18 protein-coding genes and 1 pseudogene are annotated in these 15,586 nt (G+C 42.4%); 11 read left to right on the forward strand and 8 right to left on the reverse strand.

Annotated elements, in window-relative coordinates:
- Nucleotides 1-179 precede the first annotated feature (179 nt).
- From LNN34_RS04245 to LNN34_RS04260, 4 genes are all read left to right on the forward strand, one after another.
- A complete protein-coding gene (locus LNN34_RS04245) occupies nt 180-3,761 on the forward strand; it encodes a dynamin family protein (RefSeq protein WP_202647419.1) in 3,582 nt (1,193 codons plus the stop codon).
- A gap of 64 nt (nt 3,762-3,825) precedes the next feature.
- Nucleotides 3,826-4,083: a YpbS family protein gene (locus LNN34_RS04250; protein ID WP_044155446.1), complete on the forward strand. Its 258-nt coding sequence runs from the start codon at nt 3,826-3,828 to the stop codon at nt 4,081-4,083.
- Between the two features lie 74 nt (nt 4,084-4,157).
- A complete protein-coding gene (locus LNN34_RS04255) occupies nt 4,158-4,304 on the forward strand; it encodes a hypothetical protein (RefSeq protein ID WP_003230761.1) in 147 nt (48 codons plus the stop codon).
- Nucleotides 4,305-4,402: 98 nt separating this feature from the next.
- On the forward strand, nt 4,403-5,290 hold the full coding sequence (locus LNN34_RS04260; protein WP_229042801.1) for a 5'-3' exonuclease: 888 nt from the start codon (nt 4,403-4,405) through the stop codon (nt 5,288-5,290).
- Between the two features lie 8 nt (nt 5,291-5,298).
- Here the strand turns inward: LNN34_RS04260 and sspL are convergent, their stop codons facing one another.
- From sspL to LNN34_RS04275, 3 genes are read right to left on the reverse strand one after another with little or no spacing between them, the layout of a single operon-like run.
- Nucleotides 5,299-5,427, reverse strand: coding sequence for a small, acid-soluble spore protein L (gene sspL, locus LNN34_RS04265; RefSeq protein ID WP_010334670.1), 129 nt, complete (start codon nt 5,425-5,427; stop codon nt 5,299-5,301).
- A gap of 41 nt (nt 5,428-5,468) precedes the next feature.
- Nucleotides 5,469-5,867 (reverse strand): reverse transcriptase-like protein, encoded by a 399-nt coding sequence (locus tag LNN34_RS04270; protein ID WP_024121805.1) that lies wholly within the window; start codon nt 5,865-5,867, stop codon nt 5,469-5,471.
- Complete coding sequence (locus LNN34_RS04275) at nt 5,867-6,556, reverse strand: queuosine precursor transporter (RefSeq protein ID WP_024121804.1); 690 nt, start codon at nt 6,554-6,556, stop codon at nt 5,867-5,869. Before LNN34_RS04275 ends, LNN34_RS04270 begins: the two co-directional genes overlap by 1 nt.
- Nucleotides 6,557-6,638: 82 nt before the next feature.
- On the opposite strand from LNN34_RS04275, the gene LNN34_RS04280 reads away from it, so the two are divergent.
- Nucleotides 6,639-7,319 carry a ribonuclease H family protein gene (locus LNN34_RS04280; protein WP_229042802.1) on the forward strand — a complete coding sequence of 227 codons (681 nt, stop codon included), beginning with the start codon at nt 6,639-6,641 and terminating at the stop codon, nt 7,317-7,319.
- Entirely contained in the window at nt 7,312-7,494 is a 183-nt protein-coding gene (locus LNN34_RS04285) for a zinc-finger domain-containing protein (protein ID WP_024121802.1), read from the forward strand. Before LNN34_RS04280 ends, LNN34_RS04285 begins: the two co-directional genes overlap by 8 nt.
- Nucleotides 7,495-7,520: 26 nt before the next feature.
- Here the strand turns inward: LNN34_RS04285 and LNN34_RS04290 are convergent, their stop codons facing one another.
- Entirely contained in the window at nt 7,521-7,790 is a 270-nt protein-coding gene (locus LNN34_RS04290; protein WP_059352467.1) for a DUF2564 family protein, read from the reverse strand.
- Between the two features lie 156 nt (nt 7,791-7,946).
- Between LNN34_RS04290 and degR the strand changes: the two genes are divergently transcribed.
- Nucleotides 7,947-8,129, forward strand: a complete 183-nt coding sequence (gene degR / locus LNN34_RS04295; RefSeq protein ID WP_010334663.1) for a transcriptional regulator DegR — start codon at nt 7,947-7,949, stop codon at nt 8,127-8,129.
- A 43-nt stretch (nt 8,130-8,172) separates the two neighbouring features.
- On the opposite strand, the gene cspD is transcribed toward degR, so the two are convergent.
- From cspD to metA, 4 genes and pseudogenes are all read right to left on the reverse strand, one after another.
- Nucleotides 8,173-8,373 (reverse strand): cold-shock protein CspD, encoded by a 201-nt coding sequence (gene cspD / locus LNN34_RS04300; RefSeq protein WP_003230776.1) that lies wholly within the window; start codon nt 8,371-8,373, stop codon nt 8,173-8,175.
- Between the two features lie 15 nt (nt 8,374-8,388).
- Nucleotides 8,389-8,516, reverse strand: a pseudogene (locus tag LNN34_RS04305) (hypothetical protein).
- Nucleotides 8,517-8,618: 102 nt separating this feature from the next.
- Complete coding sequence (locus LNN34_RS04310; RefSeq protein ID WP_044155455.1) at nt 8,619-9,767, reverse strand: diglucosyl diacylglycerol synthase; 1,149 nt, start codon at nt 9,765-9,767, stop codon at nt 8,619-8,621.
- 230 nt (nt 9,768-9,997) lie between these two features.
- The gene (gene metA, locus LNN34_RS04315) at nt 9,998-10,903 is read right to left on the reverse strand and encodes a homoserine O-acetyltransferase MetA (RefSeq protein WP_024121799.1); all 906 of its coding nucleotides are present in this window, start codon (nt 10,901-10,903) and stop codon (nt 9,998-10,000) included.
- Between the two features lie 352 nt (nt 10,904-11,255).
- On the opposite strand from metA, the gene LNN34_RS04320 reads away from it, so the two are divergent.
- The 4 genes from LNN34_RS04320 (at nt 11,256) to ilvD (ending at nt 15,520) form a co-directional block, all read left to right on the forward strand.
- Complete coding sequence (locus tag LNN34_RS04320; protein WP_059336597.1) at nt 11,256-11,738, forward strand: glutathione peroxidase; 483 nt, start codon at nt 11,256-11,258, stop codon at nt 11,736-11,738.
- A gap of 17 nt (nt 11,739-11,755) precedes the next feature.
- Complete coding sequence (locus LNN34_RS04325) at nt 11,756-12,361, forward strand: HD domain-containing protein (protein WP_069487333.1); 606 nt, start codon at nt 11,756-11,758, stop codon at nt 12,359-12,361.
- A 59-nt stretch (nt 12,362-12,420) separates the two neighbouring features.
- Entirely contained in the window at nt 12,421-13,551 is a 1,131-nt protein-coding gene (locus tag LNN34_RS04330; RefSeq protein ID WP_069487334.1) for a conserved virulence factor C family protein, read from the forward strand.
- 292 nt (nt 13,552-13,843) lie between these two features.
- On the forward strand, nt 13,844-15,520 hold the full coding sequence (gene ilvD / locus LNN34_RS04335) for a dihydroxy-acid dehydratase (RefSeq protein ID WP_059293734.1): 1,677 nt from the start codon (nt 13,844-13,846) through the stop codon (nt 15,518-15,520).
- Nucleotides 15,521-15,586 lie beyond the last annotated feature (66 nt).

Consider the following 15,586-nt stretch of genomic DNA (forward strand, 5'->3'; position numbering starts at 1 on the left):
AGAATCTGGAACTTATAAAAAAGTTGCAGATTTTCTTTTATAGAAGCTGCCGTCTTCGGCAGCTTTTTTTCTATTCTCTTAAAGAAATTTGGGTCATTCTTGTGTAAAATGGAAGTGGGATTTATTCAGATCTTTCAAAAAAGATTCATAATTGAAACGGCACAAAGGGGTTCAGACTTATGACAGAACGCAGCAGACAAGAACTTTTGTACAAAACTGGGGCACTTTATAAACAATTGATTGAGAACCAGGATGAAAAAAGGGCGGCTAAACTGGCTTCAGTTGTTAAAAAAGCCGCAGATGAAGAAATTTATATCGCGTTTACAGGGCATTATTCAGCGGGGAAATCGTCATTGCTGAACTGCCTGTTAATGGAGAATATTCTGCCGACAAGTCCAATTCCGACCAGCGCTAACCTTGTTGTGATCAGAAACGGAGAAACGCGAGTTCGTCTTCATACAACAGACGGAGCGTGTGCGAAGCTGGAGGGTGCCTATCATAAGGACAAGGTGCAGCAATATTGCAAGGATGGGGAGCAGATTGAAACCGTAGAAATTTTTGACCGGTATACTGAAATCGAACCCGGAGTTGCGTATATTGATACCCCCGGGATTGACTCAACAGATGAGGCTCATTTTTTATCGGCGGCATCTATTCTTCACCAGGCAGATGCGCTGTTTTACGTCGTTCATTATAACCATGTCCACTCTGAGGAAAATGTACTGTTTCTTAGGTCAATCAAAGACAGCATTCCGAATGTCTATTTTATCGTTAATCAAATTGACAGACATGATGAGACTGAGACACGCTTTGAAGATTACAAAGCGCAAGTGGAGGAGATGCTTTGTCAAGAAGGCATTCCAAAGGATGCACTCTTTTTCACGTCGGTGACGGATCCGAATCACCCATTCAATCAAATCGGTATCCTGCGAAAAGAGTTAAAAAGAATCGAACAGCAGTCAAAAAGAAATTTGCATTCCATTACTGAACAAAAAGTACAGAATTTACTGAGAGAGCACACAGAGATGCTCATGAAAGAGGATACGGACAGTCCAAGTTCCGGAGAACAGCTTGAAAAGCAAGCACGGCTGGTGGATTCCCTGCAGCTTCAATCAACCGAAGCAGCAAATAAACCGATTAAGGCAGAAAGCACGATGCAGGAGGAAGTCAATCGAATTTTAAGAAACGCTAATTTGACGCCTTTTGAAATGCGTGAACTGGCAGCAGCTTACTTAGAATCACGTGAGCCCTCTTTTAAGACCGGTTTTTTCTTTTCTAAAGCAAAGACTGCACAGGAAAGAGAAAAAAGGAGAAATGAGTTTTTCTCTGATGTGAAAAAAAGAACGGAAGCTGAAGCGGATTGGCATATCATAGATATTTTGCATAAACTCGCCAAGGGATTTGGTATTCAATCAGTTGAAAGTGAAAAGCTGATCCAGACTTATCGCACGCCGCTTCATATTGATATCATTGAACGCGCAGTCAAGCAAGGTGCAGCATTTTCTTCTGAATATGTCTTGCAATATACAAAAGATTTGGCAGAGCTGATCCGTAAAGAGGCGAAAGCTGAAGCGTCAGACATCATCAAAACACTTACCGCCACGGTAAAAGAGAGTACTTCTAAAGTACAGGAATCGATCAATGGCCGGCTCGCGCAGGAATCGGAAAAGCTGGCTTATCTTCAGGAACAGGCCAGTCATGAACAACATGCCCGTGAGAAAGCTGACCGGATGTGGGCGATCTGGGAAGAGAAGCCTGCAAGTCCAATAAACATAGATCCGGACTGGTTTAGAACGAAGAAAAAAAAGGTCGAGGCTCCAGAACAGAAACAAAGCCAAGCACAGCATATAAAGCAGCAGACGCTAAAAACGAAAGTGAAAAGCGGGAAAGAGCTCCCGCTTCAAGATCAGATAAAACGCTTTTACACACTGTCTGATCTATTGGGCGGATATCGTATGCTGTCCAAACAAACCTCAGCTTTTCGTGAAAGGATTAAAAGGCTGGAAGACCGAAAATTTACACTTGCTCTATTTGGCGGATTCAGTTCAGGAAAATCCTCATTTGCCAATGCGCTGGTTGGTGAAAGAGTGCTGCCGTCATCACCGACACCGACAACAGCAACGATTAACAAAATAACGAAACCGGTAAACGGCAAATCCCACAAAACAGCGGATGTCATGTTTAAGACGGAGGATGACATAACGGCTGAAATCATGCAGCTCACAGGAATGCAAGAGGAACCACAAGGACGGTCATTTGCGGAAAAATGGAAAAAGGCAATCAAAAAAGAGCGTCTGCAAGAAGAACAAATCAACATGATCAGTCATTTCCTGCTTGCATATGAAAAATATCAGCAATATATTCAGGCCCAAAAGATATTAACCATTCCGCTCTCCGAATTAAAACCGTATGTAGCTGAGGAGACAACGGCTTGTGCTGTAAAGGAAGTGACCGTTTATTATAAAAGCCCGCTGACTGAAAAAGGGATTACGATCGTTGATACACCTGGAGCCAGCAGTCTGAATAAACGGCATACAGAACTTGCGTTTCAATATATCAAGGATGCCGATGCGTTTTTTTACATGACCTACTATCAGCATTCTTTCTCGAAAGGAGACCGCTCTTTTTTACGGAAGCTGGGACTCGTGAAAGAATCGCTCAGCATGGATAAAATGTTTTTTGTCATTAATGCCGCTGATCTTGCGAAAGATAAAGCAGAGCTCGAAACGGTCACGGATTATGTCAGATCAGAGCTTTTAAAAGAAGGAATACATGATCCGCAGCTCTTTTACGTGTCAAGTAAAGAAGAGCTCTTAGGAAAAACGGAAACGTATCATAATCAGTTCTCAAAAGTAAGAGCACATTTAGACCAGTTTATTGAGGTCGATGTAAAGAAAGCGGCTGCGGCACAGCTCAGCTCAGAAGCAGACAAACTATGTGAGACGGTCTTACAGCTTCATCAATCTCAGCATCAGTCCAAAGAAGAAAAGGAAGCGCAAAAACAGCGCCTTCTGTTATCGTTTGAGCGGGCAGCTGCTGATATCAAGGAACGCCGCAATTCAGAAACCATTATTGAGAAAGTAAAAAAGGATACAAGGGAGCAGCTTTATCATATTACACAGCGTTTGTCCTTTTTTGCGAATGATTTGTTAAAATCAGCGTTTCATCCGGGTCTTCAAAATGGAGATTGGAAAAAGAATATCAGTGCAGCGATGAAAAGCGCATTACATGATTATCAATTTGAATATATTCAGGAGATCAAAACGCTCGACATTCGAATGAGCGGTTTCATCGAACGGCATATCACTGAAGAGTGGCTGGAAAGCTGTCAAAAAACATTGGAAGAAGACGGATATTTCTCCATTTATGCGGATGATCAGCTTTCTAACAGCATACAGCTCAAAGAAGTTGAACCTGAAATCGATGAACGTGCCTTTGAACAGGAGCAAAAACAAATCAAATCTCCGAAGCAGTTTTTTGAACAGAAAGGAAAAGCAGGCTTCATTGAAGCAGTGCGGACGAAGCTTATGAAAATAACGGAGGCCTGGATTAAAAGTGAAGAAGAAAGCCTTATATCTCATTATGCTGAATATGTCAGACACCAGCAGTATGGAATGGCGGAAAAAGCATTGGCGCAAATAGAGGGCCAAAGAGATACGTATGTAAAAGGATACGCAGAAGGGGAACATGTGAAAGAGATAGAAAATGCATATCAAGCATGTATTTCTTGGCAGAGAACAGGCGATACAATCAAAATGTAAAAATTCAGTTGGCTTGCATTTCAAGTCATGATAGACTAAATAGAAAAAGCGAGATGAACGATTGATGTCAGAGGTACATAAAGCAATTTCTGCACATTCTGCAAAACAGCACGAGCATATTAAAACATTTATGCAGCTTGAACACCTTCGTGAAATGGCGATTGAAGAAGCTGTTGCTAAATGCAAAAACGATGAGCCATTTTCAACAGATGCCATTAATGAAATTACAGAAAAGATGAATCAGCTGGCCAAGAAAGGTATCGTACCGACTAGACGTCTGGTATCAAAAGAAATGGTCAAAGAATACGTCAGCCGCACATAAGCTGGATGATCCTGCCTCGAGTGCAAATCCTCCGTTACGCGCATACTATATGTATCCGACGTAAGGGGGGATTTATGTTGGGCAGAACAAAGCTGGGTAACAGAAATGCACAGGCCAATAACAATGCCAAAAAGAAAAACGGGTTTCAAACCCATTTCGACTCTTACGCAGGACGCGAAGCTGAAAAGCTGATTGCCAGCAATAAAAGACACAACGATTAATGTAACCGCAAAACAGTATCTCTATACAGAGATGCTGTTTTTTATTTTCGCGGCACTTATGGTAAAATAGATCGACTGATAGAAAAAGGAGTTATCATATGAAAAATAAATTATTGCTTGTTGACGGCATGGCTCTATTATTCAGGGCATTTTTCGCCACAGCCGTGCATCGCAACTTTATGATAAATGACAGCGGGGTTCCGACAAACGGAGTTAACGGATTTTTGAAGCATTTAATCACAGCCGTGGAAACATTTCAGCCTACACATGTTGTATGCTGCTGGGACATGGGGAGCAAAACGTACCGGAATGATCTGTTTCAGGATTATAAGGCGAACCGAAGCCAGCCGCCGGTTGAGCTGATCCCGCAATTTGATCTGGCAAAGGAAGCGGCCGCTGAACTTGGCATCATGAATATTGGCCTTGCCGGGTACGAAGCGGATGATTGTATTGGAACACTTGCAGCTTTGTTTTCTGGAGAAACGGATATTACGATCGTAACAGGCGACAGGGATTTACTTCAGCTGTTAACGGACGAAGTAAGCGTTGCGCTGCTTCAAAAAGGAATCGGCAATTATAAAATGTATACAAAAGATGTATTTTACGAAGAAACAGGTGTCCTTCCCAAGGCTTTAATTGACATCAAAGCGCTGATGGGCGATTCCAGTGATAATTATCCCGGAGTAAAAGGCATTGGAGAAAAAACCGCGTATAAACTGATCCGTGAATACGAAACAATTGACCACTTGCTGGAGAATCTGTCTCTTCTTCCAAAGGGACAGCAGGGGAAAATTCAGCAAGGTTTAAGCGACCTGGAAATTTCGAGGAAGCTTGCTGAGATTAACTGCTCTGTGCCGTTAGCCTGTACGCTGACAGAAGCCGTTTTTACATTGAAAATGGAGCAGGCGGCTGTCATGCTTCGCCGCCATCAGATCAAAGGAATAGAGCGTATGCTTGAAAAACTGAACGCTAGAGAGATCGTGTAAGATCTTCTCTAGCGTTTTGTATTGCTTTTTTTAGCTCTTTCCTCAAGCTCTGTTTTAGGGTCATTATGCGTATTTCCTTCTAAATCGCCTTGCGGGGAAACACCGCCGGTCAGCCGGCCCTTATCTTTCTTTTTCATGTTTGTTCACCTCATCAATAGGATGAACCATTCAGCTTGATTTAATTCTTATCATTCATCCGAATCGCTTCTTTTGCCAGCTGGTCGGCTTTTTGGTTTTGCTTTCCCGGAATCCATTTGATGAAAAAAAGAGGGAAGGCCATTTTTAATCGGATGATTTCTTCGACAAATGACTGAAACGCTTTATTTTTCACGATTTCAAGATCGGCTGCGCGTTCCACGATATCCGAGTCAGTTCGAAAGGAGACCGATTGATACCCGCGCGCTGCACACAGTTTCATGCCTTCAATTAACGCCAGAAATTCCGCTTCCTGATTGGTATGCATTCCAATTGGAATCGAGAAAGATTCTGCTTTTCCTTCATGTTTGATAAAAATGCCGATGCCTGAAGGCCCTGGATTACCGGCGCTCGCTCCGTCAACATATATTTCAGTAGGCATCATGTACTCCTTTCGTCACTCGGAATCATTTTTTTCGCCGCATAAGCATATGGCAGCGAAATCAGAGATACCGCAAACTTAATCAAATATGTAGAAATAAAAATATGAAGCCAAACATCCGCCGGATATGTGCCGAAAAAAGCGACTCCGGTAAAAATGAATGTATCAAACAGCTGGCTGACTGCTGTACTGCCGCCGTTTCTCAGCCATAGAAGCCGATCGGAAGGAAATATCCTTCTAATTGCCGAATATACATAAACATCCAGTGTTTGGCTGAAGATAAAGGCAAGCAGACTTCCCAAAGCAACTCTCGGGAGAAAACCGAAAATCGTTTCCAGTGCTGTTTGTGAAATATCGCTCGAAGCGGGTTCGAAAAGCAGAACGCCCTGCATAACAAAAGTCAGTGTCAGGAGAGTCGAAAACCCGAGCCATACAGCTTTTCTCGCTTCAGCTGGCCCATATTTTTCATTCAGCACATCTGTAGCAAAAAAGATTGTACCGTACATCACATTCCCGAGCGTTGCTGTTAAGCCAAACAGTTCAACCGTTTTGACGACTTGAAGGTTGGCACAGACTGTTGCAAAGCCGATCCACACAAATAAACCCATTTTGCCAAATCCTTTATAAAATAAAAGAACAATGATAAAATGAATGATCGCAAAAAAGATCCAAAAAGAGTTATTAAACAAAATGAAGAAGCTTCCTTTCCGGGTTAAGAATGGTTTGATTATAGCACAAGCCCGGCAACTAATGAATGGTAAGGTGATTATATTGAATCTCAGACCGCACATGAAAATAGAAGCAAAAGGGACAGGGCCTGTCTCGTTTTTGGGCGAAAACTGGCTGACTGTTCAGGAAGCGCGTATGCTCGCGAGGGAACTCGGCCGTTTTCCTTATATGAAGGAACTTGAATTCGAAGATGAGAAGGGCGGCAGCTGGACGCTGAAGGAATTAGAAAAGCTGACTGAGGAGCTTGCGCATGAACCTGATGACATTACCGTTTATTTTGACGGCAGTTTCGCTAAGGAAAGCCAGCTGGCCGGGCTCGGAATCGTCATTTATTATACATTGGGAGGGACGCGCCACCGTTTAAGAAAAAATAAAAGCTTCCGTCTGAAAACCAATAACGAAGCTGAATATGCCGCTCTTTATGAAGCGATAAGAGAAGTAAGAGAGCTCGGAGCTAGCAGAAATTCAATCACGATCAGAGGGGACTCTCTTGTTGTGCTGAATCAGCTTGACGGCAGCTGGCCTTGCTATGATCCCTCCCATAATGAATGGCTTGATAAAATTGAAGCGCTACTAGAATCATTAAAGCTGAGTCCGACATACGAAACGATACAGCGCAAAGAAAATCAGGAAGCTGACGGCCTCGCAAAAAAAATCCTATCTCATCAATTCGTAGAAAGCCACATGAAATTAGACTGTAACGGAGATGACAATATTGGATAAGAAAGCTATATATAAGGAACTGACAGAACTGCAAGATGAATATTGCAAAGACTGTTTTATTAAGAAGCAGTTTCGCAAGGAGTTTGGCAAAACATATGCACATTCATTTTGTATCAATAAATGTACAGTGGGTGAAAAGCTTAAATCATATGGAGATGTCTTAACCAAGCACTAAAAAATAAAACCGCAGAAGCTGCGGTTTTATTTTTGAAATTCATCCAGCTGATGCTGACAGGCATCTAACAGCTGCTGTTGCTGCTGTATAAATTCAGGATCATCAAGAGCTGCCAGTTCTTGAGACAGTGAAAGCTCTCTGGCGTCCTCGATGGCTTGGTATGCGGAATTGAGTAATGTTGAGCTTCGGCCTCTTGTGGCGGCGCCGGTCGTTTTCTGCGCTGTTTCCACCGCTAGCTCCAGCTGCCGTTTATCGGTAAATCCAGTCTGATCCTCTTCATGAAATTCTGAGTTCACAAAAAAACACCTCCGCAACTATTTTGCAGAGTTTTTTAAAATTTATGTGCCAAAATAGAAAATAAAATAAAAAATAAGCCGATATAACTATTGAACCTGAATGAGTAGGTCTGTTTTACTATTTGAGGTATCTTGGTAGAGAAGGGGAGCGCAGCTATGGATGATAAAGACTTAAAATCGATCCTTCACAAAACATTTATAGAAATATACAATGATTTAGAAGAACTTGCGGATATTGCGAAAAAAGGAAAGCCGTCAATGGAAAAGCATATTGAAGAGATTGAGCAGAGGTGCAAACAAAACATTTTAGCAATCGAAATTCAGATGAAAATCAAATAGGAGAGGCATTTGCCTCTCCTCTATTTGTCAACTTATATTGAGTTTAGAGTTTTACAACATTAGAAGCTTGAGGTCCACGATTACCTTCGACAATTTCAAAAGAAACTTCTTGTCCTTCTTCTAATGATTTGTATCCATCTCCTTCGATAGCTGTGAAGTGAACAAATACATCGTCTCCGCCTTCAACTTCAATGAAGCCGAAGCCTTTTTCGTTGTTGAACCATTTTACTTTACCGTTTTGCATATTGCTTAATTCCTCCTAGTACTGTAGCACCCATGTGCTAAAAAAAATTTTGTATCATTTAACTTCGTTTCGTTGTTAAATGATGGTTCAACTATACACCATCTGGCAGCACGCGTCAAGTTGCGAAACTGCTTATTTTTCAAAAAAAGGGCACATTTCTCAAAAAAATGTAACCGCTTTTACGAAAAGGTGAATGCAAATAAAAAGAGCACACGATTTTTCGTGTGCTCCTGCAAGAACATCAGTTAAGAAAGCGCCTTGGCTTTTTGTTTGGTCGTCATCATTTCTGATTCCTTCAAAATATCCTCCAAAATCACTTCAGAGGAGTGTGCCAAATGAAGACTCTTAATATTTTTCTTCATTCGCTGTAAGGTATCTTCATCTGAAAGAAGGGAGGTGACAGACTCGAGAATCTCTTCATGCCGGTTCACGACAATGGCAGCTCCGCGGTCCTCAAAGAAATTTGCATTTTCTTTTTCTTGTCCGGGTACTGGTTTGTACAGAATGACAGGCACACCGATAGCAGTGGCTTCTGTCAAAGTAATGCCGCCTGGTTTTGTAATCATGCAATCTGTGACCCGGAAGAGCTCGTCAATTCGCTCTACATAGCCGAGAACCTTTAAGTTATCGCCGTTTTCTGCTTCAAGTATGCTCAAGGATTCTTTTAAAGCCGTATTTTTTCCGCATACGACCACCACTTGCACCTGATCATCCATAACAAGGTTTTCGCACAGCTCTTTTACGTTCTTTAATACACCGTGTGCGCCAGCCATGATGAGCAGCACTTTTTTGTCAGGCGAAAGATCGTACTTTTTATAAATCGGCTCAACCGGCAGAGATTCTTCAAATTGAGGCCTGATCGGAATTCCCGTAATTTTCACGTTGCTGGGATGGGTCCCGATCTCAATCAGTTTTTCCTTCACATAATCTGTTGCTACATAATATTTATCCACATTTTCGTGAACCCAAATTTTATGAAGGCAAAAATCAGTCATAACGTTGAAGGTAGGAATAACTCTTCCTGTTCTCCGTCTGTATTCGGGTACGACGATCATCGGAAATGTATTAATAATGATGTCGGGCTGATGTTCATCAACAAGTTCGCCCAATCGTTTATTTCCCATTTTAAAGTAAATATTAAATTTACGTTTATTATAGATTTTGTCAACTCCGTAATAAAACAAACGATAAAACTGTTTTCCGATTGAGAAGCTTTTTAAATAAAGGTACTGAGTTACCTCTGAAACAATCGGATTTGACTCTTGATACAAATTAGAAACTGTTACATGCTGAAAGCCGAGACGTACACATTGTTCATAAAGCGTTTTGGCTACCTGTACATGTCCATTTCCGTAATTTGCAGTCAAAATTAATACTCTTTTATTGGTATTCAAGTAAATTCACCTCAATGTAATCAACAACAAGCAAGCTTCATGCATCGTAAGGAGTTATTGTCTATACATAAACATAACACAAATACATAATCGAATTATTAATGCAGTGAAAAAATTAAACTAATTTTAAAAGATTCGGATTCCAGTATTTTTAATTTTTGTTATACGCATACTGAATCAGATGTATTTTATCATATTTTTTGCTCAGCGTATCACTTTAAAAAGAAAAATTAGTCCCATTCATAAGGAGTTTCTTGGTAAACATAATAATTAAGCCAGTTCATAAACAATAATGTCGCATGTGCTTTCCAGCGATTGACAGGTTCTTTGCTGTCTTCTGCGAAATAATGTTTCGGCGCCTCGACAGTCGAAAGGTTTCGTTCCAGATCTCTTTCATACTCTTGAAGCAACGTATTTGTATCATATTCAGGGTGTCCTGTTAAAAAGACTTGTTTTTCGTCTTTTGACACAATTAAGCAAACCCCAGCTTCCTTTGATGCAGTAAGAATGTTTAACTCGGGCACTGCTTGCAGTTGTTCCATATTTATATCTGTATGCCGGGAATGCGGCACGTAGTATAGCTCGTCAAAACCTCTTACCAATCTTTCGTGCTTGGAAAGAACAGTATGTTCAAACACACCAAAGATTTTTTTCGGCATTTCAGTTTTTTCCACGCCATAATGATAATACAAACCTGCCTGAGCACCCCAGCAAATATGCAAGGTTGACGTGACATTCGTTTTGCTCCATTCCATAATCTCTTTGAGCTCTTCCCAATAAGAAACATCTTCAAACGCCAAATGCTCGATCGGCGCACCGGTGATGATCATGCCGTCAAATTTCTTATGACGGATATTGGAGAATGTCGTATAAAACTCATCAAGGTGTTCCCTTGCTGTATTTTTCGGTGTATGAGTGCTTGGGATTAAAAATGTAAAATGAACCTGCAAAGGCGAATTCCCAAGCAGTCTGAGCAGCTGAGTTTCCGTTTGGATTTTTTTCGGCATTAAATTTAAAATAATAATTTTCTGCGGCCGGATATCCTGATGAAATGCTCTGCTTTCATCCATTACAAAGATATGTTCACTCTCAAGCACCTGTTTTGCCGGCAGGTGTGTAGGTATATTAATAGGCAACGTGCCACCTCCATCATTTCCCCGTTAATTTTCTTCATTATAGGAATTTTCCCGCCAATTTTCAATCTATCTATAAGGGTTTGAAGGGGAGCAGCAGAAAATACTATATAATAAACGCAAACATATGACTTTTGGTTTCACTGTAATGAGTTTTCCAGGTGTCATGCAATATATAGAATAATAGCTCCTTCTCAAGAGATGTTTCTGTCCATAAACAAATGATCGATGAGGGAAGAACATCCGTTAAACACGATGTCTGTACAATTGATAAACCTAGAGCTTCCGTTTTGTTTTGAAACAGGAAAAAAGGTAAAATAATCACAGCACTCAGGTTCATTAGGAGGGAATTTCAATGTCTATATACAATATGAGGGTACGCACCATTACAGGCAAAGACATGACACTTCAGCCATTTGCCGGAAAGGTGTTGATCATTGTTAACACAGCCAGTAAATGCGGTTTTACTCCTCAATTTAAGCAGCTTCAGGAGTTGTATGATACATACCAGCCGGAGGGCCTGGAGATTTTAGGGTTCCCCTGCAATCAATTTATGAATCAGGAGCCTGACGACGAGGAAGACATACAGGAATTTTGCGAAACAAATTACGGCGTTACGTTTCCCATGTTTTCAAAAGTCGAGGTGAACGGAAAAAATGCCCACCCGCTTTTTGCGTTTTTGACAGACAATGCGAAAGGCATGCTTGGAACAAAGGCGATCAAATGGAATTTCACTAAATTTGTAGTGGACAGAAACGGAGAAATAGCCGGCCGCTATTCACCAAACACAAATCCGAAAGAGCTGGAAGACGTTATTACGAAGTTATTAGGACAATAAAGAGGGATCGAAAACTGATGCAGACAGAGCAAATCAGGACATGGGTCAAATCTGTTCTGAGCGGGGAAAGCACGGGTCATGATTGGCTTCATGTGTCAAGAGTTGCAGAGCTTGCTTTATATATTGGAAAAAAGGAAAATGCGGATTTGTTCGTCGTTGAAGCGGCAGCCTTGGTTCATGATTTGATTGATGTGAAGCTGCCTGACGCCATCAGGCTTTCAGTCAGTGAGGTGGACGAACGGCTGGTTTCTTTAGGAGCCGGAAAAGATGAGGCTGAAAGAATTATTCACATTATTACTAGAATGTCCTTTCGGGACAGGGAAAAGCTCGGAAAAGAACCGCTTTCACTTGAGGGGAAAATCGTACAGGATGCTGACAGGCTGGATGCAATCGGCGCAGTTGGTATAGCACGGACGTTTATGTTTGCGGGAGCAAAGGGACATAGCCTTTATGGAAATGATAAGAGTGCATATGCCCACTTTTTCAGCAAGCTGCTGCTCCTAAAAGATATGATGAATACAGATACCGCAAGAGAAATGGCCGACGAGAGGCATAAATTTATGCTTCATTTTGTCAGTCAATTAGGAAAAGAAATTCCCGGAATTGATATTGAAACATCGTAATAGAAGGCGCGGGGCGACTATGTTAGAATAAGTCACAGATAGGCTATAGGAGGACAATCATGAAGATAAAATCAATTGAACCGACGCCAAGTCCGAATACAATGAAGGTCATCTTAACGGAAGAGCTTCCGGCGGGCAAAAGCAATAATTATAAACCGGATCAGGCAGAAGGCGCCCCGCCTGTTGTCGTGGAAATCCTAAATATTGAAGGAGTTAAAGGGGTATATCACGTTGCCGACTTTCTTGCGGTTGAACGGAACGCCAGATATGACTGGAAAGACATTTTACCGCAAGTCCGGACGGCGTTTGGAATGGAGAGCGCTGAGAGTGCAGAAAACCGCTCGGATCAGGAGTCATTTGGAGAAGTGAAAGTTTTTGTACAGATGTTCAGCGGAATTCCTATGCAAGTCAAATTGACAGATGGCGAGCGTGAAGAGCGGTTAGGGCTTCCTGACCGTTTTCAGCAGGCGATCTTAAAACTCAGATCTGAAGCGTCAAATGTTGTGTTTGAACGTGCTTGGAAAGAACAAGGCGTCAGATTCGGCGATTTTACTGAAATCGGCCATGACGTGACAGAAGAGCTTCAGGCCGCTTACAGTGATGAAAGGCTGAAACGGCTAACGGAAGCAGCGGCCCAAGGTAAAGGTGAAACGAAACAAACGGCACAGCGCAAAACCTATAAAGTAACGCTTGACATGCTGGATGATGAGGACTGGAAGCAGCGGTACGCACACTTGGAGCAGATGGATCCGAAAGAAGAGGACATCCCCGTTTTGCAAAAAGCATTGGATGATCCGAAGGTGTCCATCAGAAGACAGGCTGTTGTGTATTTGGGAATGATTGAATCACCTGATGTTCTTCCTCTATTGTATAAGGCGCTTGAGGATAAGTCTGTATCGGTGAGAAGGACGGCTGGAGACTGCCTTTCTGATATCGGCGACCCTCAAGCCATCCCTGCGATGATAAAATCGTTAAGCGACTCAAGCAAGCTGGTCCGCTGGCGCGCCGCTATGTTCCTTTACGAAGTCGGTGATGAAAGCGCGATAGAAGCTTTGCGGGCTGCTGAAGATGATCCGGAATTCGAAGTCAGCCTTCAAGTGAAAATGGCGCTGGAACGAATCGAACATGGGGAAGAGGCAAAAGGTTCAGTCTGGAAACAAATGACAGAGAGCAGAAAAAAAGGCGAATAAAAAAGAAGATGAAGGTGCAGATCGTGCACCTTTTTTGTTTGAATTCACTTTTTATAAAAATTATTTCGAATATTGTTGAAAAATAGTCAAAAACTATATATAGTAAGTAACAATATTAATAGTTGGAGGGTTCACATCGACATAAAGCTATATAAATATAAAAACATGAATCAAACAACCGAGGAAAGGGCGGCCTGAAATCATGCGATTTAGAAAAAACGGCCCACAAATAAACTGAAAATTGTTAAAATAAAATTCAATCTAACAATTGAGACTATTTAGGAGGATCACCATGGCAGAATTACGCAGTAACATGATCACACAAGGAATCGATAGAGCACCGCACCGCAGCTTGCTTCGCGCAGCAGGTGTGAAAGAAGAGGATTTTGGCAAACCGTTTATTGCGGTTTGTAACTCATATATTGATATCGTTCCCGGTCATGTTCACTTGCAGGAGTTTGGAAAAATCGTAAAAGAAGCAATCAGAGAAGCCGGAGGCGTACCGTTTGAATTTAATACAATCGGTGTAGATGACGGAATAGCAATGGGGCATATCGGAATGAGATATTCGCTCCCGAGCCGTGAGATCATCGCGGACTCAGTGGAAACTGTGGTATCAGCGCACTGGTTTGACGGAATGGTTTGTATTCCGAACTGTGATAAAATCACGCCGGGAATGCTTATGGCGGCTATGCGCATCAACATTCCGACCATTTTTGTCAGCGGAGGACCGATGGCGGCAGGAAGAACAAGCGACGGCCGCAAAATCTCTCTTTCTTCAGTATTTGAGGGAGTCGGTGCTTATCAAGCTGGAAAAATCGGCGAAAGCGAACTTCAAGAATTAGAACAGTTCGGCTGCCCGACATGCGGATCTTGCTCGGGAATGTTTACAGCAAACTCAATGAACTGTCTGTCAGAAGCGCTTGGATTGGCTTTGCCTGGTAATGGAACCATTCTTGCGACATCACCGGAACGAAAAGAGTTTGTCAGAAAATCAGCTGCGCAATTAATGGAAACCATTCGCAAAGACATCAAACCGAGAGATATCGTTACAGTAAAAGCGATTGATAACGCGTTTGCGCTTGATATGGCGCTCGGCGGTTCAACAAATACTGTACTTCATACGCTTGCCCTTGCAAATGAAGCTGGCGTTGAATACTCTTTAGAACGCATCAATGAAGTCGCAGAGCGCGTGCCGCATTTGGCCAAGCTGGCGCCTGCATCTGATGTATTTATTGAAGATCTTCATGAAGCGGGCGGTGTGTCTGCAGCATTGAATGAGCTTTCTAAAAAAGAAGGAGCACTTCATTTGGACGCGCTGACAGTTACAGGTCAGACGCTTGGAGAAACCATTGCCGGACATGAAGTGAAGGATTATAACGTGATTCATCCGTTAGATCAGCCATTCACTGAAAAGGGCGGTCTTGCCGTATTATTCGGAAATCTGGCTCCGGACGGCGCTATCATCAAAACCGGCGGCGTACAGAACGGAATTACGAGACACGAAGGGCCCGCTGTCGTGTTCGACTCTCAGGATGAGGCGCTAGACGGCATTATCAACCGGAAAGTAAAAGAAGGCGATGTCGTCATCATTCGTTACGAAGGGCCAAAGGGCGGGCCGGGTATGCCTGAAATGCTTGCACCTACATCACAGATTGTCGGAATGGGGCTTGGTCCGAAAGTAGCGCTGATTACAGACGGGCGTTTTTCCGGAGCATCACGAGGCCTTTCAATCGGACACGTATCACCAGAGGCAGCAGAAGGCGGACCGCTTGCCTTTGTTGAAAACGGCGATCATATCATCGTTGATATTGAAAAACGCATCCTAGACGTTCAAGTGCCGGAAGAAGAATGGGAAAAACGAAAAGCGAATTGGAAAGGCTTTGAGCCAAAAGTGAAAACCGGCTATTTAGCCCGTTATTCTAAACTCGTGACAAGTGCCAATACGGGCGGTATCATGAAAATCTAGACATCAGGATCACATTCTCTTATTTTAAGACGTGAACATTTGAAATCCGGCTCTCTCTATAGTATC

It is taken from the genome of Bacillus sp. AF23, from assembly GCF_020861455.1.
In the GTDB taxonomy this organism is placed as follows: Bacteria; Bacillota; Bacilli; order Bacillales; family Bacillaceae; genus Bacillus; species Bacillus halotolerans.

Coding starts and splice junctions, on each gene's coding strand:
- LNN34_RS04245 (WP_202647419.1), top strand. CDS start 180: ATGACAGAACGCAGCAGACAAGAACTTTTGTACAAAACTGGGGCACTT.
- LNN34_RS04250 (WP_044155446.1), top strand. CDS start 3,826: ATGTCAGAGGTACATAAAGCAATTTCTGCACATTCTGCAAAACAGCAC.
- LNN34_RS04255 (WP_003230761.1), top strand. CDS start 4,158: ATGTTGGGCAGAACAAAGCTGGGTAACAGAAATGCACAGGCCAATAAC.
- LNN34_RS04260 (WP_229042801.1), top strand. CDS start 4,403: ATGAAAAATAAATTATTGCTTGTTGACGGCATGGCTCTATTATTCAGG.
- sspL (WP_010334670.1), bottom strand. CDS start 5,427: ATGAAAAAGAAAGATAAGGGCCGGCTGACCGGCGGTGTTTCCCCGCAA.
- LNN34_RS04270 (WP_024121805.1), bottom strand. CDS start 5,867: ATGCCTACTGAAATATATGTTGACGGAGCGAGCGCCGGTAATCCAGGG.
- degR (WP_010334663.1), top strand. CDS start 7,947: ATGGATGATAAAGACTTAAAATCGATCCTTCACAAAACATTTATAGAA.
- cspD (WP_003230776.1), bottom strand. CDS start 8,373: ATGCAAAACGGTAAAGTAAAATGGTTCAACAACGAAAAAGGCTTCGGC.
- LNN34_RS04320 (WP_059336597.1), top strand. CDS start 11,256: ATGTCTATATACAATATGAGGGTACGCACCATTACAGGCAAAGACATG.
- LNN34_RS04325 (WP_069487333.1), top strand. CDS start 11,756: ATGCAGACAGAGCAAATCAGGACATGGGTCAAATCTGTTCTGAGCGGG.
- LNN34_RS04330 (WP_069487334.1), top strand. CDS start 12,421: ATGAAGATAAAATCAATTGAACCGACGCCAAGTCCGAATACAATGAAG.
- ilvD (WP_059293734.1), top strand. CDS start 13,844: ATGGCAGAATTACGCAGTAACATGATCACACAAGGAATCGATAGAGCA.